Source organism: Streptomyces tatrensis, assembly GCF_049310065.1.
Classification (GTDB): domain Bacteria; phylum Actinomycetota; class Actinomycetes; order Streptomycetales; family Streptomycetaceae; genus Streptomyces.
The window spans coordinates 3483584-3510383 of record NZ_JBMDLB010000011.1 but is presented as its reverse complement, the minus strand read 5'-3'; the positions used below and the strand labels follow the sequence as shown (position 1 = coordinate 3510383).

The following is a 26800-nucleotide window of genomic DNA, read 5'->3' as shown; positions in this document are numbered from 1 at the left end:
AGCACGGATCCACGAAGAGAAGGACACAGAACATGGCCACGGGAACGAACAACAGCGCTGAGTGGCGGGTCGACTTCGACGCGGAGGTCGTCTTCAGCAACGGAGGCGCCCTGCAGATGCAGGGGTTCCGCCTGGACATCCCCGGCGACGACATCGCCGACGGGGAACTGGGCGAACTGATCGTCCGCCACCTCGGACTGCTGATGGTCGGCAGCACGAAGATCACCCGCCGGGAGCTGCTCCAGGAGCCCCACAAGGGCTCCCGGAACACCGGCTCCCGCGCCGGTTCGGGCCGCACCACGACGGACCTGACCGGCCCCGCGACCCGGGCCGCCTGGCCGTCGGGCCCGGACGGCGCCGCACCGGGCCTGGCCGGCCTGGTGGACCTTCCCGTGGTCCTGGTCCGGCTCCTCGGAGCCGGAGCGCCGGTCGCCGACCGGCTCGCGCTGGCGCCCTTCGACCTCGCGGGGCACGCCGTCGTCGTGCAGACCGGCCGCGCGGCCGGCCCGTACCTCACCGAGGACGCCGTGGCCCTGCTCGCCGGGCAGGGCGCGCTCCTCGTGGCCACGGACAGCCGTGAGGGCAACGGGCCGGTGGCGGCGGCGCTCGCCGCCGCCGGCCTGCCCGCCCTCACGGGTCTGACCGGCCTGGAAGCCCTCCCGGCGACCGGGGTCCGGCTGCACGCCGTGCCCTTCCCCGGCCAGGACAACTCGTTGATCAGGGCCTACGGAGTGACAGATGACCAGCACGAAGACTGACCGTCAGGCGGAGGGCGGCCTCCCGGCGGACGGTGCGGAGGCGGCCGCCACCGCCCCCGCGCCGGCCCGGCGCCCCCGCCGGGAACTGGCCGCCGCCACCGTCGGATCGGTCGTCGAGGCCTACGACTGGACCATCTACGGCATCCTCGCCCCCTACTTCGCCGAGGCGCTGTTCCCCGGCACCTCGCCCACCGCCAAACTCATCGCCGCCTACCTGGGCTTCGCCCTCGGCTTCCTGGTCCGCCCGCTGGGCAGCATGCTCATCGGCCGGTTCACCGACACCCGCGGCCGGCGCTACGGACTGACCCTCACCGTCGGCCTGATCGCCGCCGGCTCCCTGTTCCTGGCCGTCATACCCGGCTACGCCGCCATCGGCCTGGCGGCTCCGCTCCTGGTGGTCGGGGCCCGGCTGGTGCAAGGCCTGTCGGTCGGGGCGGAGAACCCGAGCGTGGCCGCGTACGTCACCGAGACCGCGCCGGCCGGGCGCCGCTACTTCTACAGCGCCGTCTCCTACGGGGGCGTGGTGCTGGGCAGCGCGCTCTCCTTCATCGTCATGAACGTCCTGCTCGGGGTGTTCGGGGAGAGCGGAGTCGAGGACGGCGCCTGGCGCTACGGCTTCGCCTTCGGCGGGCTGCTCGGCCTCACGGCCCTGTGGATCCGGCGGGGCGCGGCGGAGAGCGCCGTCTTCACGGCCGCCACCGGCAAGGACCCGGGGCCGGCCCGTGGGAGGGCCGGGGCACCGAAGGCACCGAGCCCCTGGCCGGTGCTCCGGGCCCACCTCGGGCGCCTGGCCGTGGTGTTCGCCATCACCTCCGGGCACCACCGGCTTCTACTTCGCCACCTTCGGCGGCACGTTCCCGATGCTCGCGGAGCTGCTGAGCTCGGCGGGTCACAACGACTGGCTGCCGTGGTGGCCCGCACTGACGGCCGCGGCGGCCCTGGCCGCCTCATCGGGTGTGCGCGAACACCCCGTGTCCGTAACCGTTCCTTTTCACTCCGCAGAAGTGAGCTCTGCGTAGTGGCACGCCCCGAACGGTCTTGGGCGCACTGGGTTCCGGCTTTCGCGGCCCGGTCGGCGACACGCATCGTGTGCGTGGTCCGTTCCGGGAGGTCCGGTTCCCTCACGACCTGGCCAAGTGGGTACGGCCAAAGGCGACGGGGAGGCCCTGAACCATCACTCCGGTGGAGCAGGCGCCCCGCACGCTGGCACCGAACCCGGCGTCCCAGATCGCACCAGCGACGTTACTGGACCAGGTACGGCTCCCCGCAAGCCGCCAATCCGACAACCACCCAATCGAGCTAACACGCGCCTGCCCGCACTCCCTGCGAGCAGTTCGCAACCCCTCATGCCTGAGAAGGACGTCATGACTGCACTGCTCGAAGGCCTCGACTCGCTGATGCCGGCCCTGGAGGCCGACTACCGCGAGCTGCACACCCACCCCGAACTCGCCTTCCAGGAGAAGCGGACGGCGGCCCTCGTCGCCGAGCGGCTGGCCGCCCAGGGCGGCTGGGAGATCACCACCGGCGTCGGCCGCACCGGCGTGGTCGCGGTCCTCGTCAACGGCGACGGACCGGTGGTCATGCTGCGCGCCGACATGGACGCGCTGCCCGTCAAGGAGGCCACCGGGCTGCCCTACGCGAGCACCGAGACCGCCACCGACGAAGCGGGCGCCGAGGTCCCGGTGATGCACGCCTGCGGCCACGACCTGCACGTGGCCGCGCTGATCGGGTCCTGCGCCCTGTTCGCCCGTAACCGCGGGGCCTGGAGCGGCACCGTCGTCGCCGTCTTCCAGCCGGGGGAGGAGAGCGGCTACGGAGCCCGCGAGATGGTCGAGGACGGCCTCTTCGAGCGCTTCCCGCGCCCCGACGTGATCCTCGGCTCGCACGTGGGACCCGGGCCCGTCGGCCTCATCGCGACCCTGCCGGGCACGGTCATGGGCGCCACCGACTCCCTCACCGTCAAGCTCTTCGGGCGCGGCGGCCACGGCTCCAAGCCCGAGGCGGCCGTGGACCCCGTGGTGATGGCGGCCTCGCTCGTGCTGCGGCTCCAGACGATCGTCTCCCGCGAGATATCCGCCCAGGAACCGGTGGTGGTCACCATCGGCAAACTCCACGCCGGCACCACCGCCGCGGTCATACCCGACACGGCCGAGCTCGGCATCAACGTGCGCACCAGCTCCGCGCCGGTCCGCGAGAAGGTCCTCGCGGCCGTCGAGCGCCTCGCACGCGCCGAATCCGCCGCCGCGGGCGCAACCGCGGACCCGGAGATCACCTCGGTCTACCACCTGCCCATGACCGTCAACGACACCGCGAGCGCCGAGCGGGTGGCCGACGCCCACCGCGAGCACTTCGGGGCCGGCGCCGTCATGACGATGGGCCCGACCACCGCCAGCGAGGACTTCGGCCTCCTCGCCACCGCCGCCCAAGTCCCCTCGGTGTACTGGTTCTACGGCGGCCTCGACCCGCAGGCCTTCGGCGAGGCCTTCGCCGCCGGCAAGCTGGACGAGCTCCCGCAGAACCACTCCTCCACCTTCGCGCCGGTCGCCGGACCCGCGCTCTCCGTCGGCGTCCGCACGATGGCGACGGCCGCCCTGCCATGGCTCTCCGCCTCGGCCTCCGCCTCCGCAGCCGCCTCCGCCCCCGCAGCCGACGCCGGTGCCGACGCGGGTGAGGGGGGCGAGACGGCATGAGCGTCGCCGACCGGCCGCACATCATCGTCCTGCACCGCTGGCGGGACACCCACGCGCACTACGCCGACTACCTGGACCACGGCGCCGCCCACGTCACCTACGTGAGCACCGAGCTCGGCCGCGCCTCGCTGCCGCAGAGCGCCGCCGCGGTGACCACCGTCGGGCTGACCGACGACCTGCCCGCCGTCCGCGGGGCCGTCAGCGGACTGGTGGCCCGCTTCGGCGCCCCGGCACGGCTGATCGCCCTCAACGAGGGGGACCTGGACACGGCCGCGCTGATCCGCGAGGAGTTCGCGATCCCCGGCCAGCACACCGCCGAACTGGCCGTGTTCCGCGACAAGCTGACCATGTGCCGCACGGCCGAGGCCGCCGGCCTGCCGGTGCCCGCCTTCGCCCCCGCTCCCGACCCGGCCACCGTGCTCGCCTTCGGCGAGGCCCACGGCTGGCCGATGGTCGTCAAACCGCACCGGGGCACCGCCAGCCGCGGCGTGGTCCAGATCGACTCCGCCGCCGAACTGGCGGAGCTCGGCGCCCTGGCCGCCGCCCTGGCCGCCGAGCCGCACCTCGTCCAGAGCTACGTGGACGGGCCGATCCTGCACATCGACGGCCTGTGGGAAGGCGATTCGCTCGGCAGCTGGACCGTCTCGCGCTACGTGGGCGGCACCTGCGCCGACTTCACCCAGGGCACCTGGCTCGGCTCCGTCGAGGAGGACGACCCGGCCCTGCTCGAGGCGGTCGAGGCCTTCGCCGGCGCGGTCGGCCCCGCCCTCGGCGGCTCCCAGCCCTGGGTCTTCCACCTGGAGGCCTTCGTCACCCCGGCCCCCGACGGCGGGCCCGCGCTGGTCTTCCTGGAATGCGGGGCCCGGGTGGGCGGCGGGGAGATCCCCTTCACCTGGCGCGACGTCCACGGCATCGACCTGATGGCCGCCGCCGTGGACATCCAGCTCGGCCTGACCCCCGTCCTGCCGCCGCTCAAGACCGGCGAGGTCGGCGGCTACCTGCTGCTCCCGCTCCCGGTGCCCGCCCCCTGCCGGGTCGAAGCGGCCGGCTGGGTACGGGAACCCGCGCCCGGCCGGCTCCCGTACGCCGTCAAGCACACCCCGGTCGGCTCCACGGCCCCGGCGATCAGCGGCTACGAGCACGTCGGCACCCGCTTCCGCTTCCGCGGCTCCTCCACCCGGGAAGTCGAGGCGGCCATCACGGAGTCCGCCGACTCCTTCCGCCTGACCTGCGTACCCGTCGGAGCCCCACCGGCCGCCGCCGCCGTCGCCAGTGGCGCCGCCGACCGGACGGACTGACCCCCACCACACCTCGTAAGACCTCTCGCACCCCCTGTTCTCCGGGGCGAACCCGCTCCACGCCCCGAACCGGAAAGGAATCCACCGTGGTCCTCATGACCTCCGAACGCCGGCGCGTCATCCTCGTAGGCAGCCGCATACAGCAGTACCGGGAGTACGCCCTGGCCTCCCTCGCCCAGCACTACGAGGTGACGCTCGTCGCGCCGGAGGCGCCGACCTGGCAGGCCCGTTACGTGGAGACCCACCGGATCGCCGACACCACGGATGCCGCCAAGCTGTACGCCCCGGTCGCCGACCTGCGCGGGGAGGTCGCCGACGCGGCGATCGTCACCTGGGACGAGTGGTCGCTGGTCGCCGTCTCCTCGGTCGCCAAGAAGCTCGGCCTGCGGGCCATGGACCCGGCCGCCGCCAAGATCTGCCGCGACAAGTACGCCACCCGCCAGGCCCTGGAAGCGGCCGGCATGGCCGCCGTCCGCTACATCCCGGCCACCACCGAGGACGAGGCCGTCGCCGCCGCCGAGGCCATCGGCTTCCCCGTCGTCGTCAAGCCCCGCACCCTCGGCGGCAGCTTCGGCGTGATGATGGCCCGCGACGTCGACGGCCTGCGCCGGGCCTTCCGGCTCGCCTCCACCAGCCGGCTGCGCGGCGCCGGCACCACCGCCTCGGTCTTGATCGAGGAGTTCGTCGAAGGCCCCGAACTGAGCGTGGACAGCGTCGTCGTGGACGGCGTGGCCACCCCGGTGTGCGTGGCCCGCAAGCGTCTCGGCGCCCACCCCTACTTCGAGGAGGTCGGCCACCTCGTCACCGACTGGCGCCACGAGCCCTGGGCCGACGCCGTCACCCAGCTGGTCCAGGACTCGCACCGCGCCGCCGGGGTCGACTACGGCGTCACCCACACCGAACTGCGCGTCGCCGCGAACGGCCCCCGCCTGATCGAGCTCAACGGCCGCCTCGGCGGCGACCTCATCCCGCACCTGAACGAGCTCGCCACCGGCGTGGACCTGCCGCTGGCCGCCGCCAGGATCGCCTTCGAAGAAGCCCCCGACATCACCCCGACCCGCGCCCTCAGCGCCGAGGTCCGCTTCCTCTACCCGGCCTACGACGGCGCCGTCGACCGCGTCGTCCTGCCCGCCCCCGAGGACGTCGAGGACCTCGCCGAGGCCGTCGCCCTGGTCGAGCCCGGCGACGAGCTGCTGCTCCCGCCCCGCGGCCTGACCCCCCGCTCCGCCGCGCTCGTCGCGGTCAGCGAGAACCCGGCCGGCACCCGCCGCGCCCTGGACCGCGCCGAGGCCCTCTCCCGTACGGAGGTCTCCGGAGTCGCCGCGCACCGGCTCGGCGCCCGCGTCGAGAACGCCGTGACCCGCCGCTTCTTCGACCACGAGCGCACCGCGCGCCGGCAGACCGTCTCCGGAGTCCGCGGCGTTGAGTGGTTCCGCTACGGAGCCGGCGGCGGCGAGGGGCTCAACCGCCCCGTCTTCCTCAGCGAGGCCGACGTGACCGGCCTGGAGAACGACCTGAACGGCCTCTTCGAACTGCTCAAGGCCGTGCCCGCCCGGCTCTTCGGCGGCGACCTGCGCGCCTTCGCCACCGCGGTGGGCATGTCCCCCACCCAGGCCGACCTGGTCCTGCGCGGTTCCGTGGACGAGCTCGCCCCGCTCTCCCGCGCCGACCTGTACCGCGAGACCGGCGGCTTCCGCGTCATGGAGCTCAACACCGGCTCCTCGCTGGGCGGCTGGCAGATGGGCGAGTTCGCCCGCGCCCTGATCCAGGACGAGGAGTTCGCGAAGTTCGCGGCCGCCGAGAGCCTGGTCTACCCCGACCCGCTCGCCCGCATCACCGAGGTGCTGCGCCGCCAGGCGCCCTCCCTCGAAGGCATCGAGCGGCCGCTGCTCGCGATCACCGACTGGCCCGAGGGCTTCGAGAAGTCCAAGTGCTGGATGGAGTTCGTCGTACCGGCCTTCGAGCGGCTCGGCTTCGAGACCGTCGTCTGTCACCTGGGCGACTTCGCCTACGAGAACGGCAACGTCGTCCACGAGGGCCGCAAGGTCGACGTGGTCTACCGGATGTTCCTGCCCGGCGAAATGCCCGACGAGCCCCGCACCTACGACCTCGTCAACCCGCTGCTCGACGCCGTCGAGGCCGGCACGGTCGAACTGTTCGCCCCGCTGGACTGCGAGCTGTACGGCAACAAGGGCAGCCTCGCGATGCTCAGCGACGAGCGCAACCGCGCCGTCTTCTCCGAGGCCGAGCGCGAGCTGATCGACCGGATCCTGCCCTGGACCCGCTTCGTCCGCGACGAGAAGGTCACCTTCGGCGGCGAGAAGATCGACCTGCTGCCCTACGCCATCGCCAACAAGGACCACCTGGTCCTCAAGCCCACCCTGCTCTACGGCGGCGTCGGCGTCACCCCCGGCTGGACCACCGACCAGAAGGAATGGGTCGCAAAGCTCCGCCAGGCCGTCGACGGCCCGTACGTCCTCCAGCACCGCCTGCTGCCCACCACCGAGCGGTTCCTCTCCGAGGACGGCGAGACCTGCGAGGACATGGCCGTCGCCTACGGAACGCTGATGGTCGACGGACGCTACGCCGGCACCCTGGCCCGCGGAGTCACCGACCCGGCCGTGGGCATCGTGAGCATGCTGCGCGGCGCCCAGATCGGCTGCGCGTTCCACGTGGACCCGGCGGCAGAGGGAGTGGAAGCAAATTGAGTCCTCCGCGCCCTAACGGGCGGGGATTCCTGGCTCACGTTGGCTGTGGACCGGCGGCCCGTCAGCTCTTACACGATCGGTACCAGCCGGGTTGAGACCAGCCCGGACGAGCATGACGCGTGCGGAGTTCTTGTCTCTGGGAGAGACGGCTCCGCATGCGGTGCACGTAAACGTTCGCATCGAGAGGGGTAGCGCGTGCTTGGTTCTCGCTCCGCACTGTGCGCAGTCCATGGTGGTATGCGCGGGGTGGACAAGGTGCACGATGCGCCCGTGCTTGCGGCCCATCTCGATCAGGGCAGTTCGGGTGGCGGAGATCGCAGCGTCGGCGGCTTTGCGGGCCAAGGTGGACTTGGCGAGGAAGTTTGGTCGGAAGTCCTCGACCGCGAGGGCGTCGTGGTCTCGAACCACAGTCTTGGCCGATTTGCGGGCGGTGTCCCGGCGTTGCCGGGCCACCTTCTTGTGGAGCTTCGCCGTCAGCCTCTTCGCCGCCCGGTAGCCCCGCGAACCGGGCTTGCCCTTCACCGGTTTCCGGCGGGCCATCATCCGTTGGTAGTGGGCGAGCCCGGCGACGGCCTTCCGCCCGTGCTCGGGATGCGGGAGATCGTGGGCGTCGCTGGTGGTAGTCGCGGTCTCCCTCACGCCCCAGTCGATCCCGATCACCGCACCCGTCTCCGGAAGCCGCTGCACCTCGGCGGCGACGACGAAGGACGCGTACCAATGGCCGAGGGTGTCGCGGTAGATCCGTACCGAGGTCGGAGGCTTGGGCAGGTCCCGGGACCACACGACCGTCACGGCGATGCCGCCCGCCAGGTGCAGACGCCCATCCTTCAACCGGAATCCGCGCTGCGTGTAATTCAGGCTCGGGTCGGCCCGGTTCTTCCTCTTGTACTTCGGCATCCCGGCCCGCTGGCGCAGCGGCAGCCGTGCCTTGATGTCCTTGAGCGCCTTGGCGCGGGATTTCCCGAAGTCCCGGATCAGCTGCTGCTGCGGAACGCTGCTGCCCTCACGCAGCCACGCGTTTGCTGTGCGGGCCATGGTCAGCAGCTTGTCCAGTCGGGCCGGACCGCACTTCTCGTCCTCGGCGTGGGCCTTCTTCGACCAGGCCACGGACTCGTTCCAGATCCATCGGCACCGCGCCCACTCCGCCTCCAGCGCGGCGCAGGTAGTGGCCGACACGCGAAGCCGATAGGTGTACCGGGCGTACCCGGGCTCCTCGGTCACCTGCGCTGTCGTCACGCGGTCAACTTAACCAAGGCCACTGACAATCCAAGAAGGTGCAGGTCGCAACAGATGTGCAGCGCGCTCAGTCGCTTCGCGGCTCCGTGTCAACGACCCATTCTTCCCCTGGCCGAAGCCCAGGGCGTCCTGGGAGAGACCAAGTGACCGACATCGGGAACGGGGCCGCCGAGCCGGTGGAGGAGACGGTGGCGCCGCCTGCGGCCACCGCCGCCCCCGCCACGCTCTGGCGGGACCCGGAGTTCCTCAAGTTCTGGTCCGGGGAGGCGATCTCGCAGGTCGGGGCCCAGGTCACGACCCTGGCGCTGCCGCTCACCGCGGTGCTGACGCTCGACGCCAGCTCCTCCCAGGTGGGCTTCGTCAACGCGGCCTCCTACGCCCCGTTCCTGATGGTCACCCTCCTGGTCGGCGTCTGGGTCGACCGGGTGCGGCGCAGGCCCCTGATGATCATGGCCAACGTGGGGCGTGCGCTGCTGGTCAGCGCGGTGCCGCTGCTGGCCGTGCTCGACCTGCTGCGCATCGAGTACGTGTACGTCGCCGCGCTGCTCGTGGGCACCCTCACGGTGGTCTTCGACGTCTCCTACCAGTCGTACCTGCCGACCCTGGTCGGCAAGGAACACCTGGTGGAGGGCAACAGCAAGCTCCAGGGCACCAGTTCGCTGGCCCAGATCGGCGGGCCGGGCCTCGCCGGTCTGCTCATCGGCTGGGTCACCGCCCCCTACGCGCTGCTGATCAACGGGGCCTCGTACCTCGTCTCCGTGCTGACGCTGCTCGCCGTACGGCGCGTCGAGCCGGAGCCGGTGCCCCAGCAGGAGCGCACCGGGATCCGGACCAGCATCGCCGAGGGCATCCGGATCATCTGGGACAGCGCCCACCTGCGCGCCTGCGCCCTCCAGTCCGGGCTGTACAACCTGTGCTGGATGTCCCTCCAGACGGTCTTCGTGCTCTACGCGGCCCGCACGCTCGGCATCTCGCCCGGTGGCATCGGCCTGCTGCTGGGCACGGGTGCGGTGGGCTCGCTGGTCGGCTCGATGCTCGCCCAGTGGCTCAAGCGGAAGACCGGGCTCGGACCGGCCATCCTGGCGGCGCTGCTGCTGTGCTGCCTGGCCCCGGTGGCCATCCCGGCCGCTCCGGCGGACGGCGGGGCGCTCTCGCTGGCCCTGTTCGTCGCCGCCTTCGGCCTGATCGGGGCCGGCGGCACCATGGCCAACATCCACATCATCAGCCTGCGCCAGTCCATGACCCCGGACCACCTCCTGGGCCGGATGAACGCCGGGTACCGCTTCGTCTCCTGGGGCACGCTCCCGCTCGGCGCCCTGCTGGGCGGCTGGCTCGGCGACCTCATCGGGCTGCGGGAAACGCTCTTCGTCACGGCCGCGCTCTTCCTGACCGCGGTCCTGGTCGTCCTGAAATCGCCGGTGTGGCGCCTGAAGGACTTCCCGCCCCAGATCGTCGCCGAGCCGCGGAAGGCGGACGCGAGGTGAGCGCAGCGCAGCAACCCGCGGCTCCCCAGGGCACGGAGGCCTCCCGCGGCATCGAAGCCCCCGGCATCGAAAAGCTGCTCGCCCGCCGGACCGGCTGGGGCCGCTCGGACGCGGTGAGCCGGATCCTGGCGGCGGCCGCCGCCCCCGGGGTGCTCTCGATGGCCGGCGGGATCCCGGCCCCGGACAGCTTCCCCGTGACCCGGCTCGCCGAGGCCACCGACCGGCTGTTCGCCGGGTCGGGCGGGTCGGCCGTACGGGCGCTCCAGTACGCCCCCACGGACGGCATCGCGCCGATGCGCGAGGTGATCGCCGCCCGGGCGAGCGCGACCGGGGCCCCCGTCGGCCCCGACCGGGTGATGGTCACCGCGGGCAGCCAGCAGGGCCTGGACCTCGTCGCCCAGACCCTCGTGGACGAGGGCGACGAGGTGGCCCTGGACGACCCGAGCTACCTGGGCGCCGTACAGGTCTTCCGGCGGGCCGGCGCCCGGCTGCTGCCGGTGCCCGGCGACGCGGAGGGGATGCGCACCGACGTACTGGAGCAGCGCCTCCTCGCCGGGGCCCGGCCCAAGCTGGTCTACGTCGTACCGCACTTCCACAACCCCACCGGAGCCGTGCTCTCCGAGGAGCGGCGCCGCCACCTGGCCGCGCTGGCCGAGCGGTTCGGCTTCCTCGTCGTCGAGGACGATCCGTACGGGGACCTGGCCTACGAGGGGAGCCGGCTGCCGTCCACCGACGTCCACAGCGGGCGGGTGGTCCGGCTCATGAGCCTCTCCAAGACGGTCTGCCCGGGACTGCGGGTGGCCGGCCTGGTCGCCCCGGCCGAGCTGATCGGGGAGCTGGTCGCCGCCAAGCAGTGCGGGGACCTGCAGACCAACACCTTCGGCCAGTACCTCCTCGCCGATCTGCTGGGGGACCCGGAGTTCCTGCCGGCCCATCTGGCGGGCCTGCGCACGCTGTACGGCGGCCGGGCCCGCGCCATGGAGACGCTGCTGCGCGAGCGGCTGCCCTGGCTGGACTTCGAGCGGCCGCGCGGCGGGCTCTTCTTCTGGTGCCGGCTGACCGACCCCCGGGTGGGCTCGGACGCGCTGTACGCGCACGCGCTGGCGCAGGGGGTGGCCATCGTGCCCGGCACGCCCTTCTGCATAGAAGAGGACGGCTCGCGGGTCCTGCGGCTGTCCTTCGCCTCCCTGGACGGCGCGCAGCGCCGGGAAGGGGTTTCGCGGCTGTCCGCTGCCTGGGAGAAGGCCCTCGCCGACGGGCCGTGACCGGAGCCCTTCAGCCTTCCGTTCTCCGTCCGCACGTTTTTCGTCCACACCCTTAAGGAGCAAGGCCGTGACAACGACGTCGCCCGCACCGGTGACCGCCGAATCCCTGGTGGCCCGGCTGTTCCAGGTGATCGACTCCCGCTCGTGGGACCGGCTCGGCGAGGTCTTCGCGCCGGACGCCGTGTACGAACGGCCGGGCTACCCGGCGCTGGAGGGGCTCGACCGGATCCGCCGGTTCTACGAGCACGAACGGATCATCACCTCGGGGGCCCACGAGGTGAGCCAGGTGACCGGCGGCCTGGCCGCGGCCGCCTGCTGGGGGCGCTTCCAGGGCGCCGACAAGGACGGCAAGGCCCTGGACGAGGCCTTCGCCGACACCTACCTCGTGCGCGACGGCAGGATCGAGCGCCGCAAGACCTTCTTCTACCGCCCGGCGATCTGACCGCGGGCCGGGTCCGGACCGCCTGTGCGGTCCGGACCCGGCCCGGGACCGATTCGTCCGAACGGGTGAGGAGCGTTCCCTTCGCGCGCCCCCCGCGCTCCTGCTCGCTACTTCTTTCCGCCGCCGAGGATCTGGCCGAGGAGGTCGCCGAGGCTGCCGCCGCCTGCCGGAGCCCCGCCCGCCGGACCCGCGGGAGCGGCGCCCGCCGCTCCCGGTACCGCTCCCGGCGACGGGATCGGGGACTCGCCGCCGGCCGCCGCCGGGGCTCCGGCTCCGCCGCCCTTCCCGGAGGCCGCGCGCTTGGCGAAGACCGCCAGCAGGACCGGGATCAGCAGCTCGATGACCCGGGCGACGGTGGGCGCGGGGATGCCGGTCTTCTTCGAGACGGCATTGGCCACGGGCTTGCTCACCTTGGCGAGCACCCCGGCCATCATTCCGCCGCTGAGCATGCCGCCCAGGCCGCCGCCGAGGGTGGCCACGCCTTCCAGCGGGGCCTGGGTGACCTCGGCGAAGGCCTGGCGGACCTCGTTGCCGTCGTCGTCATCGGCGTCGGCCTTCTGCTGGAGGTCGCCGGTCATCGCCCCGACCGTCGTCGCGACGGTGTCACGGGCGCCGTTCGTGTCGGTGCCGAGGAGGCCGGCGATCTCGGTCAGCCGGTCGTCGCCGAGTTCGGTCAGCACGTCGTCCTGGAAGGAAGGTTCGCTCATGTCTGAAACGCTACTTCTGTGGCGATTCGGCGGCACCTCGGATGGCGTTCGGAACCCCCTTTGGTAATGGAAAGGTAAAGTTCCGAATTCGCGTGCAACCACGGGCAGGGGTCGTGGGTCGTATGTTGCGTCGGGACTTCCGGGGGGGATCCGGGGGGATCGGGAAGTCCGACGAGGGAGGGGTAACCGTGAGGGGGTCCGGCCGAAAGGCGGGACCCCCTTCTGGTTGTCCGCTCGCGGCTTCCGGGCGGCCGGCTTTTTTCCACAGGCCCGGCAGGCCTGTCGCACCCGGGCTGTAGCTTCGGGCCATGACGACGAACGCGGCCGTGGCGCCGGCGGTGGTCGAGGGGGTGCTGGAGCGCATCACCTACGCCAACGAGGAGAGCGGATACACGATCGCCCGGGTGGATACCGGCCGTGGCGCAGGTGACCTGCTCACGGTCGTCGGATCCCTCCTCGGGGCCCAGCCGGGCGAGTCGCTGCGCATGGAGGGCCGTTGGGGCTCGCACCCCCAGTACGGCCGCCAGTTCGCCGTGGAGAACTACACGACGCTGCTGCCCGCGACCATCCAGGGCATCCGGCGCTACCTCGGCTCCGGCCTGATCAAGGGCATCGGCCCGAAGATCGCCGACCGGATCGTGGAGCACTTCGGCCTCGACACCCTCGACGTCATCGAGGAGCAGCCGAAGCGGCTGATCGAAGTGCCCGGCCTCGGCCCCAAGCGCACCCGGCTGATCGGCGCGGCCTGGGAGGAACAGAAGGCGATCAAGGAGGTCATGGTCTTCCTCCAGGGGGTCGGCGTCTCCACCTCCATCGCCGTGCGCATCTACAAGAAGTACGCCGACGCCTCCATCTCGGTGGTCAAGAACCAGCCGTACCGGCTCGCCGCCGACGTCTGGGGCATCGGCTTCCTCACCGCCGACCGCATCGCGCAGGCCGTCGGGATCCCGCACGACAGTCCGGAGCGGGTCAAGGCCGGGCTCCAGTACGCCCTGTCCCAGTCCGCCGACCAGGGGCACTGCTTCCTGCCGCAGGAGCGGCTCATCGCCGACGGGGTCAAGCTGCTCCAGGTGGACACCGGGCTGGTCATCGACTGCCTGGCCGAGCTCGCCGCCGATCCGGAAGGGGTCGTACGGGAATCCGTGCCGGACCCGCAGGGCGGCCCGGACCCCCTCACCGCCGTGTACCTGGTGCCGTTCCACCGCGCCGAGCTGTCCCTGGCCGGTCAGGTGCGCCGCCTCCTGAACGCGGACGAGGACCGGCTGCCCGCCTTCCGGGACGTGGACTGGGACAAGGCCCTGGGCTGGCTCGCCGGCCGGACCGGAGCCACGCTGGCCCCCGCGCAGCGGGACGCGGTCCGGCTCGCCCTCACCCGCCGGGTCGCGGTCCTCACCGGCGGGCCCGGCTGCGGGAAGTCCTTCACCGTCCGCTCGATCGTGGAGCTGGCCCGGGCCAAGAAGGCCAAGGTCGTCCTCGCCGCCCCCACCGGCCGGGCGGCGAAGCGGCTGGCCGAGCTCACCGGGGCCGAGGCCTCCACCGTGCACCGGCTCCTGGAGCTCAAACCGGGCGGTGACGCGGCGTACGACCGGGAACGGCCGCTCGACGCGGACCTGGTCGTCGTGGACGAGGCCTCGATGCTCGACCTGCTGCTGGCGAACAAGCTGGTCAAGGCCGTGGCACCCGGTGCCCACCTGCTGCTGGTCGGGGACGTGGACCAGCTGCCCTCGGTCGGGGCCGGCGAGGTGCTGCGCGATCTGCTCGCCGAGGGCGGGCCGGTCCCGGCCGTCCGGCTGACCACCATCTTCCGGCAGGCCCAGCAGTCCGGAGTGGTCACCAACGCCCACCGGATCAACACCGGCCTGCCGCCGATCACCGACGGGCTGCCCGACTTCTTCCTCTTCCCCGAGGAGGACACCGAGGAGGCCGGAAAGCTCGCCGTCGACGTCGCCGCCCGTCGTATTCCGGCCAGATTCGGTCTCGACCCGAGGCGGGACATCCAGGTGCTCGCCCCCATGCACCGCGGTCCGGCCGGCGCCGGAAACCTCAACGCGCTGCTCCAGCAGGCCATCACCCCGGCCCGGCCGGGCCTGCCCGAGAAGCGGTTCGGCGGCCGGGTCTTCCGGGTCGGCGACAAGGTCACCCAGATCCGCAACAACTACGACAAGGGCGCGAACGGGGTCTTCAACGGCACGGTCGGCGTGGTCACAGGCCTTGACCTGGAGGAACAGCGGCTTACGGTGCGCACGGACGAAGACGAGGAAGTGGCCTACGAGTTCGCGGAGCTCGACGAGCTGGCCCACGCGTACGCCATCACCATCCACCGCTCCCAGGGGAGTGAATATCCGGCCGTCGTGATCCCGGTCACGACCGGCGCTTGGATGATGCTCCAGCGGAACCTGCTGTATACGGCCGTCACCCGGGCGAAGAAATTGGTCGTCCTGGTCGGGTCCCGCAAAGCCCTGGGTCAGGCGGTGCGTACCGTTTCCGCAGGCAGGAGGTACACGGCCGTCGCGCCCAGGCTGTCCGGCCGGATACCGGTGGGAAACATCACCTAGATGATCGATCATTTGGGGTTCCTACAACGGTTCCGGAGGGGGCAGGATGTGCACGCTGGCGGCACTGAGTGCCGTCGAAAACACCAAAGCTCGACCCCGAGTGCACTCACCTGCGCCAAATGGGGGAAGGTAGAGGCAGTCAGGGCACCTCGAAGAAGAGGCACTACGTCGGTGAGGGATGACGTGAGCGACAACTCTGTAGTACTGCGGTACGCGGACGGTGAATACACCTACCCGGTGGTCGAGAGCACCGTCGGTGACCAGGGCTTCGACATCTCGAAGCTCAGGGCTCAGACCGGGCTGGTCACCCTGGACAGCGGCTACGGAAACACCGCCGCCTATAAGTCCGCCATTACTTATCTCGACGGTGAGCAGGGCATCCTGCGCTACCGCGGTTACCCGATCGAGCAGCTGGCGGAGCGCTCGACCTTCATCGAGGTCGCGTACCTGCTGATCAACGGGGAGCTGCCGACCGTCGACCAGCTCGCGTCGTTCCGCAACGAGATCACCCAGCACACGCTGCTGCACGAGGACGTCAAGCGCTTCTACGACGGCTTCCCGCGTGACGCGCACCCGATGGCGATGCTGTCCTCCGTGGTCAGCGCGCTGTCGACGTTCTACCAGGACAGCCACAACCCGTTCGACGAGAAGCAGCGCAACCTCTCGACGATCCGGCTGCTGGCCAAGCTCCCGACGATCGCGGCCTACGCGTACAAGAAGTCGGTCGGCCACCCGGTGGTCTACCCGCGCAACGACCTCGGCTACGTCGAGAACTTCCTGCGCATGACCTTCTCCGTGCCGGCCCAGGAGTACGACCTGGACCCGGTCGTGGTCGCGGCGCTCGACAAGCTGCTGATCCTGCACGCGGACCACGAGCAGAACTGCTCGACCTCCACCGTGCGTCTGGTCGGCTCCTCGCAGGCGAACATGTTCGCCTCGATCTCCGCCGGCATCTCGGCCCTGTGGGGTCCGCTGCACGGTGGCGCCAACCAGTCGGTTCTGGAGATGCTCGAGGGCATCAAGAACGACGGCGGCGACGTCGACGCCTTCATCCGCAAGGTGAAGAACAAGGAAGACGGCGTCCGCCTGATGGGCTTCGGGCACCGCGTCTACAAGAGCTTCGACCCCCGGGCGAAGATCATCAAGGCGGCGGCGCACGATGTCCTCTCGGCGCTCGGCAAGGACGACGAGCTCCTCGACATCGCCCTGAAGCTGGAAGAGCACGCGCTGGCCGACGAGTACTTCGTCGAGCGCAACCTCTACCCGAACGTGGACTTCTACACCGGCCTGATCTACCGGGCCATGGGCTTCCCGACCGAGATGTTCACCGTGCTCTTCGCGATCGGCCGACTGCCCGGCTGGATCGCCCAGTGGCACGAGATGATCAAGGAGCCCGGCTCCCGCATCGGCCGCCCGCGCCAGATCTACACCGGCGAGGTCCTGCGCGACTTCGTTCCGGTCGAGTCCCGCTGACCCGAGGGTTGAGCCGCAGTACCCGCAGTACCCGCAGTACCCGTAGAACCCGCAGTAGTTGGGCTTGTAGTACAGGAAAAGCGCCCCGCCATCGATCCCCCCACGGGTCGAAGGTCGGGGCGCTTTCCTTACCCCGGAACGGATTCCCCCCACGGGACCCGGACCGGGTGTCTGCGTGCCGGGCAACGTGTGGTCGTCGTGTAGTCGTCCCAACACGTTTTCGGCATCGCCCCATTAGACCCACGGCGTCACCCGAAGGTTACGTCGGGGTCCCTGTGATCTGCGTCTCGCGTGAAGGTGATGTGCGCGGGACGTGAAGGGTGATCACTAGCGGAAGGAGCGCAGCCGCAGGCTGTTGGTGACCACGAAGACCGAGGAGAAGGCCATCGCGGCCCCCGCGATCATCGGGTTGAGCAGTCCGGCGGCCGCCAGCGGCAGCGCCGCGACGTTGTAGCCGAAGGCCCAGAAGAGGTTGCCCTTGATGGTGGCCAGGGTCCGGCGCGAGAGCCGGATCGCGTCCGCCGCGACCCGCAAGTCGCCGCGTACGAGGGTCAGATCGCTCGCCTCGATCGCGGCGTCGGTGCCGGTGCCCATGGCCAGTCCCAGGTCGGCCTGGGCCAGTGCGGCCGCGTCGTTGACCCCGTCGCCGACCATGGCGACCGTACGGCCCTCGGCCTGCAGCCGGCGTACGACGTCCACCTTGTCCTGCGGGAGGACCTCGGCGATGACCTCGTCGATGCCCACCGCGCGGGCCACCGATTCCGCCACGGCCCTGTTGTCGCCGGTCAGCAGGACCGGGGTCAGGCCCAGGGCCCGCAGCCGGGACACGGCCTCGGCGCTGGTCTCCTTGACCGCGTCGGCCACGGTCAGCACCCCGCGGGCCTCCCCGTCCCAGGCGACCAGCACGGCGGTGGAACCCTCGGCCTCGGCGGCGGCCTTGACCTCGGCGAGGGCGGCGGGCAGCGCGATCGACCAGTCGGCGAGCAGCTTCTCGCGGCCCACCAGGACGGCGTGCCCGTCGACCACGCCCTGCACGCCGAGCCCGCCGTGGTTCTCGAAGCCCTCGGGGACGGACAGGCCCCCGGCGAGGTCCGCGGCGGCCGTCGCGACGGCCCGGGCGATCGGGTGCTCGGAGGCGTGCTCCAGCGAACCGGCCAGGCGCAGCAGTTCGGCCGGGTCCACGCCCTCGGCGGGGTGGGCGGCGGTCAGGGTCATCCGGCCGGTGGTCACGGTGCCGGTCTTGTCCAGGACGACGGTGTCCACGCGGCGGGTGGACTCCAGTACCTCGGGGCCCTTGATCAGGATGCCGAGCTGCGCGCCCCGGCCGGTGCCGACCATCAGCGCGGTCGGAGTGGCCAGGCCCAGGGCGCAGGGGCAGGCGATGATCAGGACGGCGACGGCGGCGGTGAAGGCGGCCGTCGGGTCGTCGGTGATCAGCAGCCAGGTGACCCAGGTGCCCAGTGCGAGGACGAGCACGACCGGGACGAAGACGCCGGAGATCCGGTCGGCGAGGCGCTGCACCTCGGCCTTGCCGTTCTGCGCGTCCTCGACCAGCCTGGCCATCCGGGCGAGCTGGGTGTCCGAGCCGACGCGGGTGGCCTCGACGACGAGACGGCCCGAGGTGTTCACGGTGGCTCCGGTGACGGTGTCGCCCACGGTGACCTCGACCGGGACGGATTCGCCGGTCAGCATGGCGGCGTCCACGGCGGAGCTGCCCTCGACGACCGTGCCGTCGGTGGCGATCTTCTCGCCGGGCCGGACGAGGAAGCGGTCGCCCACGGCGAGCGCGCTGACGGGGATGCGCACCTCGGTGCCGTCGCGCAGGACCGCCACGTCCTTGGCGCCGAGCCGCATCAGGGCCTTGAGGGCCGCGCCGGCCTTCCGCTTCGAGCGGGCCTCCAGGTAGCGGCCGAGCAGGATGAAGCTGACGACTCCGGCCGCCACCTCCAGGTAGATCGCCGAGGAGCCGTCGGTGCGGGAGACGGTCAAGTCGAAGCCGTGCCGCATGCCGGGCATGCCGGCGTGGCCGAAGAACAGGGCCCACAGCGACCAGGCGAAGGCGGCCCCGGTCCCCACCGAGACCAGGGTGTCCATGGTGGCGGCGCCGTGCCGGGCGTTGGTCCAGGCGGCCTTGTGGAAGGGGAGCGCGCCCCAGACGACGACGGGGGAGGCGAGGGTCAGCGAGAGCCACTGCCAGTTGTCGAACTGGAGGGCCGGGACCATCGCGAGCAGGACGACGGGCAGCGAGAGCACGACGGAGACCAGGAGGCGCTGGCGCAGTGCGGCCAGTTCGGGGTCGCGTGCCTCCGGGGGAGCGGCGTCCTGAGCCTCGGATCCGGTCTCGGGCGCGGGCTCCGGCGGCGGGGGCTCCTCGGCGGTGTAGCCGGTCTTGACGACCGTCGCGATGAGGTCGGCGACCTGCACGTCGGCGCCGTAGGAGACCTTGGCCTTCTCGGTGGCGTAGTTCACCGAGGCGGTGACCCCGTCCATCCGGTTCAGCTTCTTCTCGATGCGGGCCGCGCAGGAGGCGCAGGTCATCCCGCCGATGGTCAGCTCGACCTCGGCCTCGGCCGTGGACTCGGCGGGGCCGGCCGCCGCTATGGGTCCGTCGTGCACGGTGCTGCTGCTCATGATCCGGGCTCCAGGGGGTGGGCCGGGCCGTACGGAACCAGTATGAGCTGGCCGGTACGGCCCGGCGGGGCTGTGCCTTGAGGAATGCGTGCGGAGGAGAGGGTGCTCAGGCCTGGCCGGCGAACTCGTAGCCGGCCTCGTCGACGGCGGCGCGTACGGCCGCTTCGTCGAGCGGGGCGGCCGAGACCACGGTGACCTCGCCGGTCGCGGCGACGGCCTTGACCGAGCTGACGCCCGCCAGGGAGGAGAGCTCGGTGGTCACCGCGCCCTCGCAGTGCCCACAGGTCATGCCGGTCACCCGGTAGACGGTGGTGGTCTGGGTGTCCGTGTCGGCGCTCATGTCGTTCTCCTCTTCAAGGGCGTTTCCGGGCGGCCGGAAGGCGGCGGATCGCTCGTGGAGAGGCCACCGTTCATCCCGACACTTCGAGACTATACCCCTAGGGGGTATCGACGCGAGCATCCGACGAGATCTTTTGCGGTGGACAATCCGCGCGAAGCGTATGTAAATGGCACACATGGCGCACTCGGGGACCACTCTCATCCTGATCATGTCGATCGCCGTACTCGCGCCCCTTCTCGCGTACGGGGTTTCGCGCTGGCTTCCCGTCCCGCTGGTGATCTTCGAGATCGTCCTGGGCGTCGTGGTCGGGCCCGACGTCCTCGGCTGGGCACACTCCACCGATGTCATCGACGTGCTCAGCGAGCTCGGCCTCGCGATGCTGATCTTCCTGGCCGGCTACGAGATCCAGTTCGCCCAGGTCAAGGGCGACACCCTGAAGCGGTCGGTGTGGGCCTGGGTGGCCGCCCTCGCGCTCGGGCTCGGGCTCGGCCTGCTGCTGTCGGGCGGCGGATTCGAGAAGGGCGTCTACATCGGCACCGCGCTCACCAGTACCGCCCTCGGCACGATCCTGCCGGTCCTGCGGGACTCGGGGGACCTCCAGAGCCGGTTCGGCACGGTGATGATGGCGATGGGCGCGGTCGGCGAGTTCGGGCCGATCATCGCGATGGCCCTGCTGCTCAGCGGCCGGGCGCCGGGGCAGTCGGCGGCGCTGCTGATCGGCTTCGCGGTGCTCACGGCCGCCGCCGTGTTCTGGGCGATGCGGCCCAAGCCGCCGTGGTTCGCCCGGGTCATCGCCAAGACCCTGCACAGCAGCGGGCAGTTCGCGGTGCGCCTGGTGGTGCTGATCCTCGTGGCGTTCCTGGTGCTGTCCGAGGTGCTCGGCCTCGACGTCCTCCTCGGCGCCTTCGCCGCCGGGCTGATCACCCGGCTCGTGCTGCACGGGGCCGCCCCGGAGAGCAGCGAGGCCGTGCTGTCGAAGGTGGAGGCCATGGGATTCGGCTTCCTGGTGCCGGTGTTCTTCGTGGTCACCGGGATCGAGTTCGACCTCGCCGCCCTGCTCGGCGGCGGGTGGGCGCTGGTGCTGCTCCCGGTGTTCCTGCTGCTCTTCCTCCTGGTGCGGGGGCTGCCGATGTGGCTGCTGGCCCCCCGGGACCTCGGCCGCCGGGACCGGTCGGCGCTGGTGCTGTTCGGCTCCACGGCGCTGCCGCTGGTGGTGGCGATCACCACCCTGGGCGTGCAGGCCGGGAAGCTGGAGTCCGGGGAGGCGGCGGCCCTGGTCGGGGCCGGGATGGTGTCCGTACTGGTCTTCCCGCTGGTGGGGCTGCGGTTGCGGGCGGGATCCGGCGGCGGGTCCGGCACCGGCCCGGGTGCCGGCCCCGGGGACGTCGGGAAGATGGTCAGCGAGGAGGAAGCGTGGTGAACATCGGGTCCAGGTAGCGGAACAGGACGGTCTTCAGCTCCGTGACGTACGCGGCCCGCTCGGCGCCCTCGCTGGCCAGGATCAGTTCGAGCGAGGTCTTGACGATCCCGAGCACCATGTGGGCGATGTGGGTGAGCTCCGCATCGGTGGCGGGAGCGCCGGGGTCGCCGGGCGTGACGCAGGCGCGCAGCACCTCCTCGACCCGGGTGAGCATGCCGACGTGGAGCTCGTCGTGTTCCTGGGTGATGCCGGGGATGCCGGCGCCGTGCATGAGGGCCCAGAAGGCCGGGTTCTCGCAGTTGAAGGCGATGACCGGATCGAGGACGGCGTCGAGCAGCTCGGGCAGCGGCCGGTCCAGGTTCTCGGGGAGGAAGGCCCGGCCGTGCGCCTCGTGGGCCTGCTGGAGGAGGTGGCCGCCCAGCTCGACGGCGATGGCCTCCTTGTTCGGGAAGAACTGGTAGAGCGTGCCCGGGGAGACGCCGGCCTCGCGGGCGATGGCGTTGGTGCTGGCCGCCGCGTAACCCGTACGGCAGAACACCCCGGCGGCGGCTGCCAGGAGCTGGGCGATCCGGCGCTCACCGCGGGCCTGGCGGCGGCGGGGGGCCGGTTCGGACTCCGTCGCTGCTCCCAGCGCGGTCTCCGCGATCGATTCACCCGCTTTGTCCGCACTCCTGGTCCGAGAGGTCTCCCGCATGTCCAATCCCTTGCTTCCCGTTGCTTCCCGTGGGTGATTGACAAACACGAGAGATCGCTCGCATTCTTGAGGAACGCGAGCGACTGCTCGTGTTTGCCAGTCTAAATGGCCTGGCAATCACGGTGAAGGGGACACCGAGACATGTCCGAAGTCAAAAAACCGCCGTCGCCTGGGGAGGGCGGCCGGTGGACCGGGTTCGTCGCCACACGGCCGAGGCTCTCGCTGCTGCTCGCCCTCGTGGTCACTGCCCTTGCCGTCTTCGCCGGCGGAGGCGTCGCCGACCGGCTGGGAAGCGGGGGCTGGGAGGATCCGGGCGCCCGCTCCACCTACGCCACCAAGGCGCTGGAGCGCGAGTTCCCAGGCTCCCAGCCCAACCTGCTGCTGCTCGTCGACGCGGGTGCCGCCGCCGGGACGGCCGGGGTGGACGACCCCGCCGTCGCCGCCGAGGCGGAGCGGCTGACGGCCCGGCTCGCCGCCGAGCAGGGGGTGACCGGCGTGGGCTCGTACTGGCGGACCGGGCTGCCCACCCTGCGCTCCCAGGACGGCCGGCAGGCCCTGATAGCCGCCCGGGTGCTGGGCGACGAGAAGACGGCCAACGCCGTCCTGGACCGGATCGTCCCGAGCTACCGCGGCGAACACGGACCGGTGAAGGTCACCGTCGGCGGGCCGGCCGCCGTCCAGCGCGAGGTGACCTCCACCATCCAGGAGGACCTGCTGCTCGCCGAGCTGATCGCCCTGCCCGTGACGCTCGTCCTGCTCGTCCTCGTCTTCGGCAGCGCCGTCGCGGCCCTGCTGCCCCTCGGTGTCGGCATCGTCGCCATCATCGGAACCAATGCCGTGCTGCGCGGGCTCACCGAGATCACCGACGTCTCCGTCTTCGCGCAGAACCTGACCACCGCCCTCGGGCTCGGACTCGCCGTCGACTACGCCCTGTTCATCGTGCGCAGGTTCCGCGAGGAGCTCGCCGCCGGGCGCGACCCGGTGGCGGCCGTCGGAGTCACCCTGCGCACCGCCGGGCGGACGGTCCTCTTCTCGGCACTGACCGTGGCCGTCGCCCTCTCGGCCATGCTCTTCTTCCCGATGTACTTCCTGCGCTCCTTCGCCTACGCCGGAGTCGCGGTGGTCCTGCTCGCCGCGGCGGCCGCGCTCATCCTGCTGCCCGCGGCGCTGGTGCTGCTGGGGGAGCGGGTCAACTCCTTCGACCTGCGCCGGCTGTGGCGCAGGGCCGGGCCGGCCGGGAGCGATCCGGGCCGGGCCGGGGGCGGGCGGGGCTGGGCCCGGCTCACGGACCTGGTCATGCGCCGCGCCCCGGTGTTCGCCGTGGCCACCACGGCCGGACTGCTGCTGCTCGGACTGCCCTTCCTCGGAGTGAAGTTCGGCACCGTGGACGACCGGCAGCTGCCGGCGACCGCCGAATCGCACGTGGTGCAGCAGCACATCCGCGAAGGCTTCCCCGGCAGCCCCGGCGGAGCGCTCACCGTACTGACGGAGGGCGCCTCCGGCGCCGCCGATCTCGACGCCTACAAGCGGCGGGTGGGAGCCCTGCCCGGAGTGCTGGGGGTGGAGGGGCCGGTCAGTTCCACCGCCGGCACCGGATACGCCTACTTCTCGGTGCTCACCGAAGGCGAGGAAGTGGGAGAGCAGGCCCAGGATCTGGTGGGCATGGTCAGGGCGGTGGACGCGCCCTTCGACACCGCCGTGACCGGACAGGCCGCAGTGCTCGTCGATGCCCGCGACGCGATAGCCGAGGAACTGCCCCTGGCCCTGGCCGTCGTGGTGCTGGCCACGCTGCTCCTGGTCTTCCTGCTCACCGGGAGCCTGCTGATACCCCTCCAGGCGGTGCTGCTCAACGCGCTGAGCCTGACCGCGATGTTCGGGGCGGTGGTGTGGGTGTTCCAGGAGGGCCACCTCTCCGGGCTGCTCTCCTTCACCTCCACCGGAGACATCGAGACCACCCTGCCCGTGCTGATGTTCTGCATCGCCTTCGGGCTCTCCATGGACTACGGGGTGTTCCTCATATCCCGGATCAAGGAGGAGTACGACCGGACCGGAGACCACGAGGGGGCGGTGCGCGCCGGGCTGACCCGCACGGGAGGACTGATCACCGCGGCGGCCGTGATCCTGGCGGTGGTGATGGTCGCCATCGGCAGCTCGCGGGTGACCAACACCAAGATGCTCGGCCTGGGGATCGCACTGGCCGTGCTGATGGACGCGATGGTCGTGCGGAGCCTGCTGGTGCCGGCGGTGATGAAGCTGACCGGGAAGGCCACCTGGTGGGCGCCGGCGCCGCTGCGCAGACTGCACGAACGCTTCGGGCTGAGCGAGGGGGAGCCGGCGCCGGCGTCGGCCGCCGAGCGGTCCGAGCCCGAGCCGGTGCCCGCGGGGAGCCGCTAGCGGACGGGGCCCGGGAGGGTCCCGTCCCTGGACCGGACGCCGTGTCAGTCCTCGCGGCGTCCGCGGTTGCCGGGCCGGCGCGCCACCCAGGTGCGGATGGTGTCGGCGTACCAGTAGGGCTTGCCACCCTCCACGTGGTCGGGTGCGGGCAGCAGCCCGTGCTTGCGGTAGGAGCGCACCGTGTCCGGCTGGACCCGGATGTGAGCGGCGATCTCCTTGTACGACCACAGCTGTCGGTCGCTCATCCTCGACACCTCCTTGTCCACGCCGCGGGGCCGGCCGGGAGGCCGTCGGGGGAGCCGGCGCGTGGACACTGACGATCACTCAGGTTGTGCCCGGGGAACGACGCAGGGTGAGGCCAGGGGAGGGCCTGTCGTCCGGCTGTGACGGAAGACCCGCGTAATGCGGACATGCGTGACACAAGGGCGACCCTCGTGACACGGGTGGCACACGGCATGCAGGGGGAAACGGCATCCCCGGAGTGCTGTGTGGTGCCGCATCACATGGGCAGGGAGAGCAGCCGTACCGGGCCCGGGGGCCAGGGGGGCTCCGTCTTCGTGTACCGGGGCAGCCGCATCGCGGTCGGGGCCGCGGAGGGAGGTAGCTCAGGCATCCCTCCATGATGCTCCTCCTCCGGGGGCCTGCCGAGGGGTGCGGCGCGGGCCGGGGCGGGCGGATCAGCGGTAGAGGGCCGGGCGTTGGGCCAGTTCCACCTGGGTCCGTACGCCGCTGCGTGCCGCGGTGAGGCCCGCCTCGGAGACGGCCGCCGCCGCGTAGCCGTCCCACGCGTCGGGACCGTCCACCCGGCCCAGCGCGGCCGCGGCGACCCAGTGGCGGAGCTGGCGGTCGTAGGCGTCGGCGAACCGCACCGTGAAGTCCTGGTCGATCTCCCCGCCCCAGCGGCCCTCCGACTGCACGACCATCGCGTGGCCGTCGCCGATCCGGGCGGTGCCGGACTCGCCGACCGCCTCGCACTGCACCTGGTAGCCGAAGCCGCAGTTGACGAAGATCTCCACGTCGACCACGGCGCCTCCGGAGGTCTCCATGAGGACGAACCGGGGGTCGCGCAGCCCTTCGCGGGCGGCCGAGGTGGGGGTCGGGGAGAGCACGGTCACCGCGGTGATCTCCTGGCCCAGCAGCCAGCGGGCCGCGTCCACCTCGTGCACCACCGAATCGCTGATCAGCATGTCGCTGGTGAAGAAGGACGGGGAGGAGGCGTTGCGGTGCCGGCAGTGCAGGAACAGCGGCCGCCCGATGCCGCCCGCGTCGAGCAGCTCCTTGAGCCGCGCGTACTCGGAGTCGTAGCGCCGCATGAAGCCGACCTGGACGAATCGGCGGCCCAGCCGCGCCTCCGCCTCCATGATCCGCAGGGCGCCCGCCGGATCGGGGGTCAGCGGCTTCTCGCAGAGCACCGGCAGCCGCCGCTCCAGCGCGTGCAGGATCGCTTCCTCATGGGCGGGCCCGGGCGAGGCGATCAGTACGGCGTCCACCCCGGGCGCCGCTATCGCGGCCGCCGGATCGGTGTGCGCGCTCGCCCCTTCCAGAGCGGCCGCGACCTCCTTGACCCGGTCCCCGTCCGGGTCGGCCACCGCCACCACCCGGGCCCCGCCGACCGTCCGGCCGAAGCGGCGGACGTGGTCGGAGCCCATCTTCCCGGTACCGATGACGGCGATGCCGAGCGTGCTGGTCATGTTCTGTTCCTCCACGAGGGTGCGTACGGCCGGGGGATCCGGTTCAGCGGGCGCCGCAGGAGCGCAGGTGGGCGCGGGTGCGGCGGGCGATCGGCAGCGGCCGGTCGGGCGGGCACGGGTACATGTCCTGCTCCACGATGGCGAACAGGTCCACGCCGAGCCGCTCGGCGGCCGCCAGCACCGGTTCCAGTGCGGGCACCCCCGCAGGCGGCTCGCACATCACCCCGCGGGCCACGGCCGGCCCGAAGGGGACCTGGTCCCGGACGACTTCGGCGAGGATTCGCGGATCGACCTGCTTGAGGTGGAGGTAGCCGATCCGCTCGCCGAAGGTCTCGATCGCCCGGACGCTGTCGCCGCCGCAGTACGCGTAGTGCCCGGTGTCCAGACAGAGGGAGACCAGCGCGGGATCGGTGGCGTCGAGGAAGCGCGCCACGCTCGAAGGGGTGTCGATGTGGGTGTCCGCGTGCGGATGGACGACGATCCGCAGCCCGTACTCGTCCTGGACCCGCTTGCCCAGCCGCTCGGTCTGCGTGGTCAGTTCGCGCCAGGCCCCGGGGGTGAGGGTGCGGTCCTCCAGCACCTCGCCGGTCTTGTCGTCCCGCCAGAAGGCGGGGATCACGACGAGGTGCGCCGCACCCATGGCCCGGGTGAGCTCCGCGATCCGCGACACGTGCTCCCAGGTCTCCTCCCACACGGCGGGCCCGTGATGGAGTCCGGTGAAGACGGTTCCCGCGGAGACCCGCAGGCCGCGCGCCCCGACCTCGTCGGCGAGCCGGACGGGATCGGTGGGGAGATAGCCGTAGGGGCCGAGCTCGATCCACTCGTACCCGGCTTCGGCGACCTCGTCGAGGAACCGCTCCCACGGGGTCTGCCGGGGATCGTCGGGGAACCAGACACCCCAGGAGTCCGGAGCCGAACCGACGCGGATACGGGTCAACGCGGGCGGTGAGGACGTCATACGGCCACCTTAGGGTGCGAGGCTCTTTGGTACGGGGAGCACTCGGTCGGGAGGAA

At 71.7% G+C, this 26800-nt stretch carries 20 protein-coding genes; 12 read left to right on the top strand and 8 right to left on the bottom strand.

What is annotated here, in order from left to right; all coding sequences use genetic code 11:
- The first annotated feature begins 32 nt into the window (after positions 1-32).
- The 5 genes from ACODT5_RS31650 to ACODT5_RS31630 all read left to right on the top strand — a co-directional run bounded on the left by ACODT5_RS31650 (position 33) and on the right by ACODT5_RS31630 (position 7454).
- On the top strand, positions 33-758 hold the full coding sequence (locus ACODT5_RS31650) for a hypothetical protein (protein WP_422522554.1): 726 nt from the start codon (positions 33-35) through the stop codon (positions 756-758).
- The gene (locus ACODT5_RS31645) at positions 739-2061 is read left to right on the top strand and encodes an MFS transporter (RefSeq protein WP_422522553.1); all 1323 of its coding nucleotides are present in this window, start codon (positions 739-741) and stop codon (positions 2059-2061) included. Before ACODT5_RS31650 ends, ACODT5_RS31645 begins: the two co-directional genes overlap by 20 nt.
- Positions 2062-2122: 61 nt before the next feature.
- Positions 2123-3448, top strand: coding sequence for an amidohydrolase (locus ACODT5_RS31640; protein WP_422522552.1), 1326 nt, complete (start codon positions 2123-2125; stop codon positions 3446-3448).
- Positions 3445-4746 carry an ATP-grasp domain-containing protein gene (locus ACODT5_RS31635; RefSeq protein WP_422522551.1) on the top strand — a complete coding sequence of 434 codons (1302 nt, stop codon included), beginning with the start codon at positions 3445-3447 and terminating at the stop codon, positions 4744-4746. Before ACODT5_RS31640 ends, ACODT5_RS31635 begins: the two co-directional genes overlap by 4 nt.
- Positions 4747-4841: 95 nt before the next feature.
- Positions 4842-7454, top strand: a complete 2613-nt coding sequence (locus tag ACODT5_RS31630; RefSeq protein WP_422522550.1) for an ATP-grasp domain-containing protein — start codon at positions 4842-4844, stop codon at positions 7452-7454.
- A gap of 12 nt (positions 7455-7466) precedes the next feature.
- On the opposite strand, the gene ACODT5_RS31625 is transcribed toward ACODT5_RS31630, so the two are convergent.
- A complete protein-coding gene (locus tag ACODT5_RS31625; RefSeq protein WP_422522549.1) occupies positions 7467-8690 on the bottom strand; it encodes an RNA-guided endonuclease InsQ/TnpB family protein in 1224 nt (407 codons plus the stop codon).
- A 143-nt stretch (positions 8691-8833) separates the two neighbouring features.
- Here ACODT5_RS31625 and ACODT5_RS31620 point away from each other — a divergent pair, with 143 nt between their 5' ends.
- The 3 genes from ACODT5_RS31620 to ACODT5_RS31610 all read left to right on the top strand — a co-directional run bounded on the left by ACODT5_RS31620 (position 8834) and on the right by ACODT5_RS31610 (position 11881).
- Positions 8834-10174, top strand: coding sequence for an MFS transporter (locus tag ACODT5_RS31620; protein ID WP_422522548.1), 1341 nt, complete (start codon positions 8834-8836; stop codon positions 10172-10174).
- Positions 10171-11439 (top strand): aminotransferase-like domain-containing protein, encoded by a 1269-nt coding sequence (locus ACODT5_RS31615; RefSeq protein WP_422522547.1) that lies wholly within the window; start codon positions 10171-10173, stop codon positions 11437-11439. The genes ACODT5_RS31620 and ACODT5_RS31615 overlap by 4 nt, the downstream gene beginning before the upstream one ends.
- A 67-nt stretch (positions 11440-11506) precedes the next feature.
- Positions 11507-11881, top strand: coding sequence for a nuclear transport factor 2 family protein (locus tag ACODT5_RS31610; RefSeq protein ID WP_422522546.1), 375 nt, complete (start codon positions 11507-11509; stop codon positions 11879-11881).
- A gap of 107 nt (positions 11882-11988) precedes the next feature.
- On the opposite strand, the gene ACODT5_RS31605 is transcribed toward ACODT5_RS31610, so the two are convergent.
- Positions 11989-12588: a DUF937 domain-containing protein gene (locus ACODT5_RS31605; protein ID WP_422522545.1), complete on the bottom strand. Its 600-nt coding sequence runs from the start codon at positions 12586-12588 to the stop codon at positions 11989-11991.
- A gap of 308 nt (positions 12589-12896) precedes the next feature.
- Here ACODT5_RS31605 and recD2 point away from each other — a divergent pair, with 308 nt between their 5' ends.
- Positions 12897-15143 (top strand): SF1B family DNA helicase RecD2, encoded by a 2247-nt coding sequence (recD2, locus tag ACODT5_RS31600; RefSeq protein WP_422522544.1) that lies wholly within the window; start codon positions 12897-12899, stop codon positions 15141-15143.
- A 183-nt stretch (positions 15144-15326) separates the two neighbouring features.
- Positions 15327-16616, top strand: a complete 1290-nt coding sequence (locus ACODT5_RS31595; RefSeq protein WP_243335006.1) for a citrate synthase — start codon at positions 15327-15329, stop codon at positions 16614-16616.
- Between the two features lie 327 nt (positions 16617-16943).
- Here ACODT5_RS31595 and ACODT5_RS31590 read toward each other — a convergent pair whose 3' ends face one another.
- Complete coding sequence (locus ACODT5_RS31590; RefSeq protein WP_422522543.1) at positions 16944-19247, bottom strand: heavy metal translocating P-type ATPase; 2304 nt, start codon at positions 19245-19247, stop codon at positions 16944-16946.
- Between the two features lie 106 nt (positions 19248-19353).
- The gene (locus ACODT5_RS31585; RefSeq protein WP_422522542.1) at positions 19354-19587 is read right to left on the bottom strand and encodes a heavy-metal-associated domain-containing protein; all 234 of its coding nucleotides are present in this window, start codon (positions 19585-19587) and stop codon (positions 19354-19356) included.
- A gap of 175 nt (positions 19588-19762) precedes the next feature.
- Between ACODT5_RS31585 and ACODT5_RS31580 the strand changes: the two genes are divergently transcribed.
- Complete coding sequence (locus tag ACODT5_RS31580; RefSeq protein WP_422525099.1) at positions 19763-21007, top strand: cation:proton antiporter; 1245 nt, start codon at positions 19763-19765, stop codon at positions 21005-21007.
- On the opposite strand, the gene ACODT5_RS31575 is transcribed toward ACODT5_RS31580, so the two are convergent.
- Complete coding sequence (locus tag ACODT5_RS31575) at positions 20985-21701, bottom strand: TetR/AcrR family transcriptional regulator (protein WP_422522541.1); 717 nt, start codon at positions 21699-21701, stop codon at positions 20985-20987. The two genes, ACODT5_RS31580 and ACODT5_RS31575, sit on opposite strands and share 23 nt — an antisense overlap.
- A gap of 141 nt (positions 21702-21842) precedes the next feature.
- Between ACODT5_RS31575 and ACODT5_RS31570 the strand changes: the two genes are divergently transcribed.
- The gene (locus tag ACODT5_RS31570) at positions 21843-24095 is read left to right on the top strand and encodes an MMPL family transporter (protein ID WP_422522540.1); all 2253 of its coding nucleotides are present in this window, start codon (positions 21843-21845) and stop codon (positions 24093-24095) included.
- A gap of 44 nt (positions 24096-24139) precedes the next feature.
- On the opposite strand, the gene ACODT5_RS31565 is transcribed toward ACODT5_RS31570, so the two are convergent.
- The 3 genes from ACODT5_RS31565 to ACODT5_RS31555 all read right to left on the bottom strand — a co-directional run bounded on the left by ACODT5_RS31565 (position 24140) and on the right by ACODT5_RS31555 (position 26744).
- Positions 24140-24340, bottom strand: coding sequence for a helix-turn-helix transcriptional regulator (locus ACODT5_RS31565; protein ID WP_030297784.1), 201 nt, complete (start codon positions 24338-24340; stop codon positions 24140-24142).
- Between the two features lie 432 nt (positions 24341-24772).
- The gene (locus ACODT5_RS31560; protein ID WP_422522539.1) at positions 24773-25786 is read right to left on the bottom strand and encodes a Gfo/Idh/MocA family protein; all 1014 of its coding nucleotides are present in this window, start codon (positions 25784-25786) and stop codon (positions 24773-24775) included.
- Between the two features lie 43 nt (positions 25787-25829).
- Complete coding sequence (locus tag ACODT5_RS31555; RefSeq protein ID WP_422522538.1) at positions 25830-26744, bottom strand: sugar phosphate isomerase/epimerase family protein; 915 nt, start codon at positions 26742-26744, stop codon at positions 25830-25832.
- Positions 26745-26800 lie beyond the last annotated feature (56 nt).

What these genes read in the sequence shown, in the direction of transcription:
- ACODT5_RS31650 (WP_422522554.1), top strand. Translation starts at nt 33, where the DNA reads ATGGCCACGGGAACGAACAACAGCGCTGAGTGGCGGGTCGACTTCGAC.
- ACODT5_RS31645 (WP_422522553.1), top strand. Translation starts at nt 739, where the DNA reads ATGACCAGCACGAAGACTGACCGTCAGGCGGAGGGCGGCCTCCCGGCG.
- ACODT5_RS31640 (WP_422522552.1), top strand. Translation starts at nt 2,123, where the DNA reads ATGACTGCACTGCTCGAAGGCCTCGACTCGCTGATGCCGGCCCTGGAG.
- ACODT5_RS31635 (WP_422522551.1), top strand. Translation starts at nt 3,445, where the DNA reads ATGAGCGTCGCCGACCGGCCGCACATCATCGTCCTGCACCGCTGGCGG.
- ACODT5_RS31630 (WP_422522550.1), top strand. Translation starts at nt 4,842, where the DNA reads ATGACCTCCGAACGCCGGCGCGTCATCCTCGTAGGCAGCCGCATACAG.
- ACODT5_RS31605 (WP_422522545.1), bottom strand. Translation starts at nt 12,588, where the DNA reads ATGAGCGAACCTTCCTTCCAGGACGACGTGCTGACCGAACTCGGCGAC.
- recD2 (WP_422522544.1), top strand. Translation starts at nt 12,897, where the DNA reads ATGACGACGAACGCGGCCGTGGCGCCGGCGGTGGTCGAGGGGGTGCTG.
- ACODT5_RS31590 (WP_422522543.1), bottom strand. Translation starts at nt 19,247, where the DNA reads ATGAGCAGCAGCACCGTGCACGACGGACCCATAGCGGCGGCCGGCCCC.
- ACODT5_RS31585 (WP_422522542.1), bottom strand. Translation starts at nt 19,587, where the DNA reads ATGAGCGCCGACACGGACACCCAGACCACCACCGTCTACCGGGTGACC.
- ACODT5_RS31580 (WP_422525099.1), top strand. Translation starts at nt 19,763, where the DNA reads ATGGCGCACTCGGGGACCACTCTCATCCTGATCATGTCGATCGCCGTA.
- ACODT5_RS31575 (WP_422522541.1), bottom strand. Translation starts at nt 21,701, where the DNA reads ATGCGGGAGACCTCTCGGACCAGGAGTGCGGACAAAGCGGGTGAATCG.
- ACODT5_RS31570 (WP_422522540.1), top strand. Translation starts at nt 21,843, where the DNA reads ATGTCCGAAGTCAAAAAACCGCCGTCGCCTGGGGAGGGCGGCCGGTGG.
- ACODT5_RS31565 (WP_030297784.1), bottom strand. Translation starts at nt 24,340, where the DNA reads ATGAGCGACCGACAGCTGTGGTCGTACAAGGAGATCGCCGCTCACATC.
- ACODT5_RS31560 (WP_422522539.1), bottom strand. Translation starts at nt 25,786, where the DNA reads ATGACCAGCACGCTCGGCATCGCCGTCATCGGTACCGGGAAGATGGGC.
- ACODT5_RS31555 (WP_422522538.1), bottom strand. Translation starts at nt 26,744, where the DNA reads ATGACGTCCTCACCGCCCGCGTTGACCCGTATCCGCGTCGGTTCGGCT.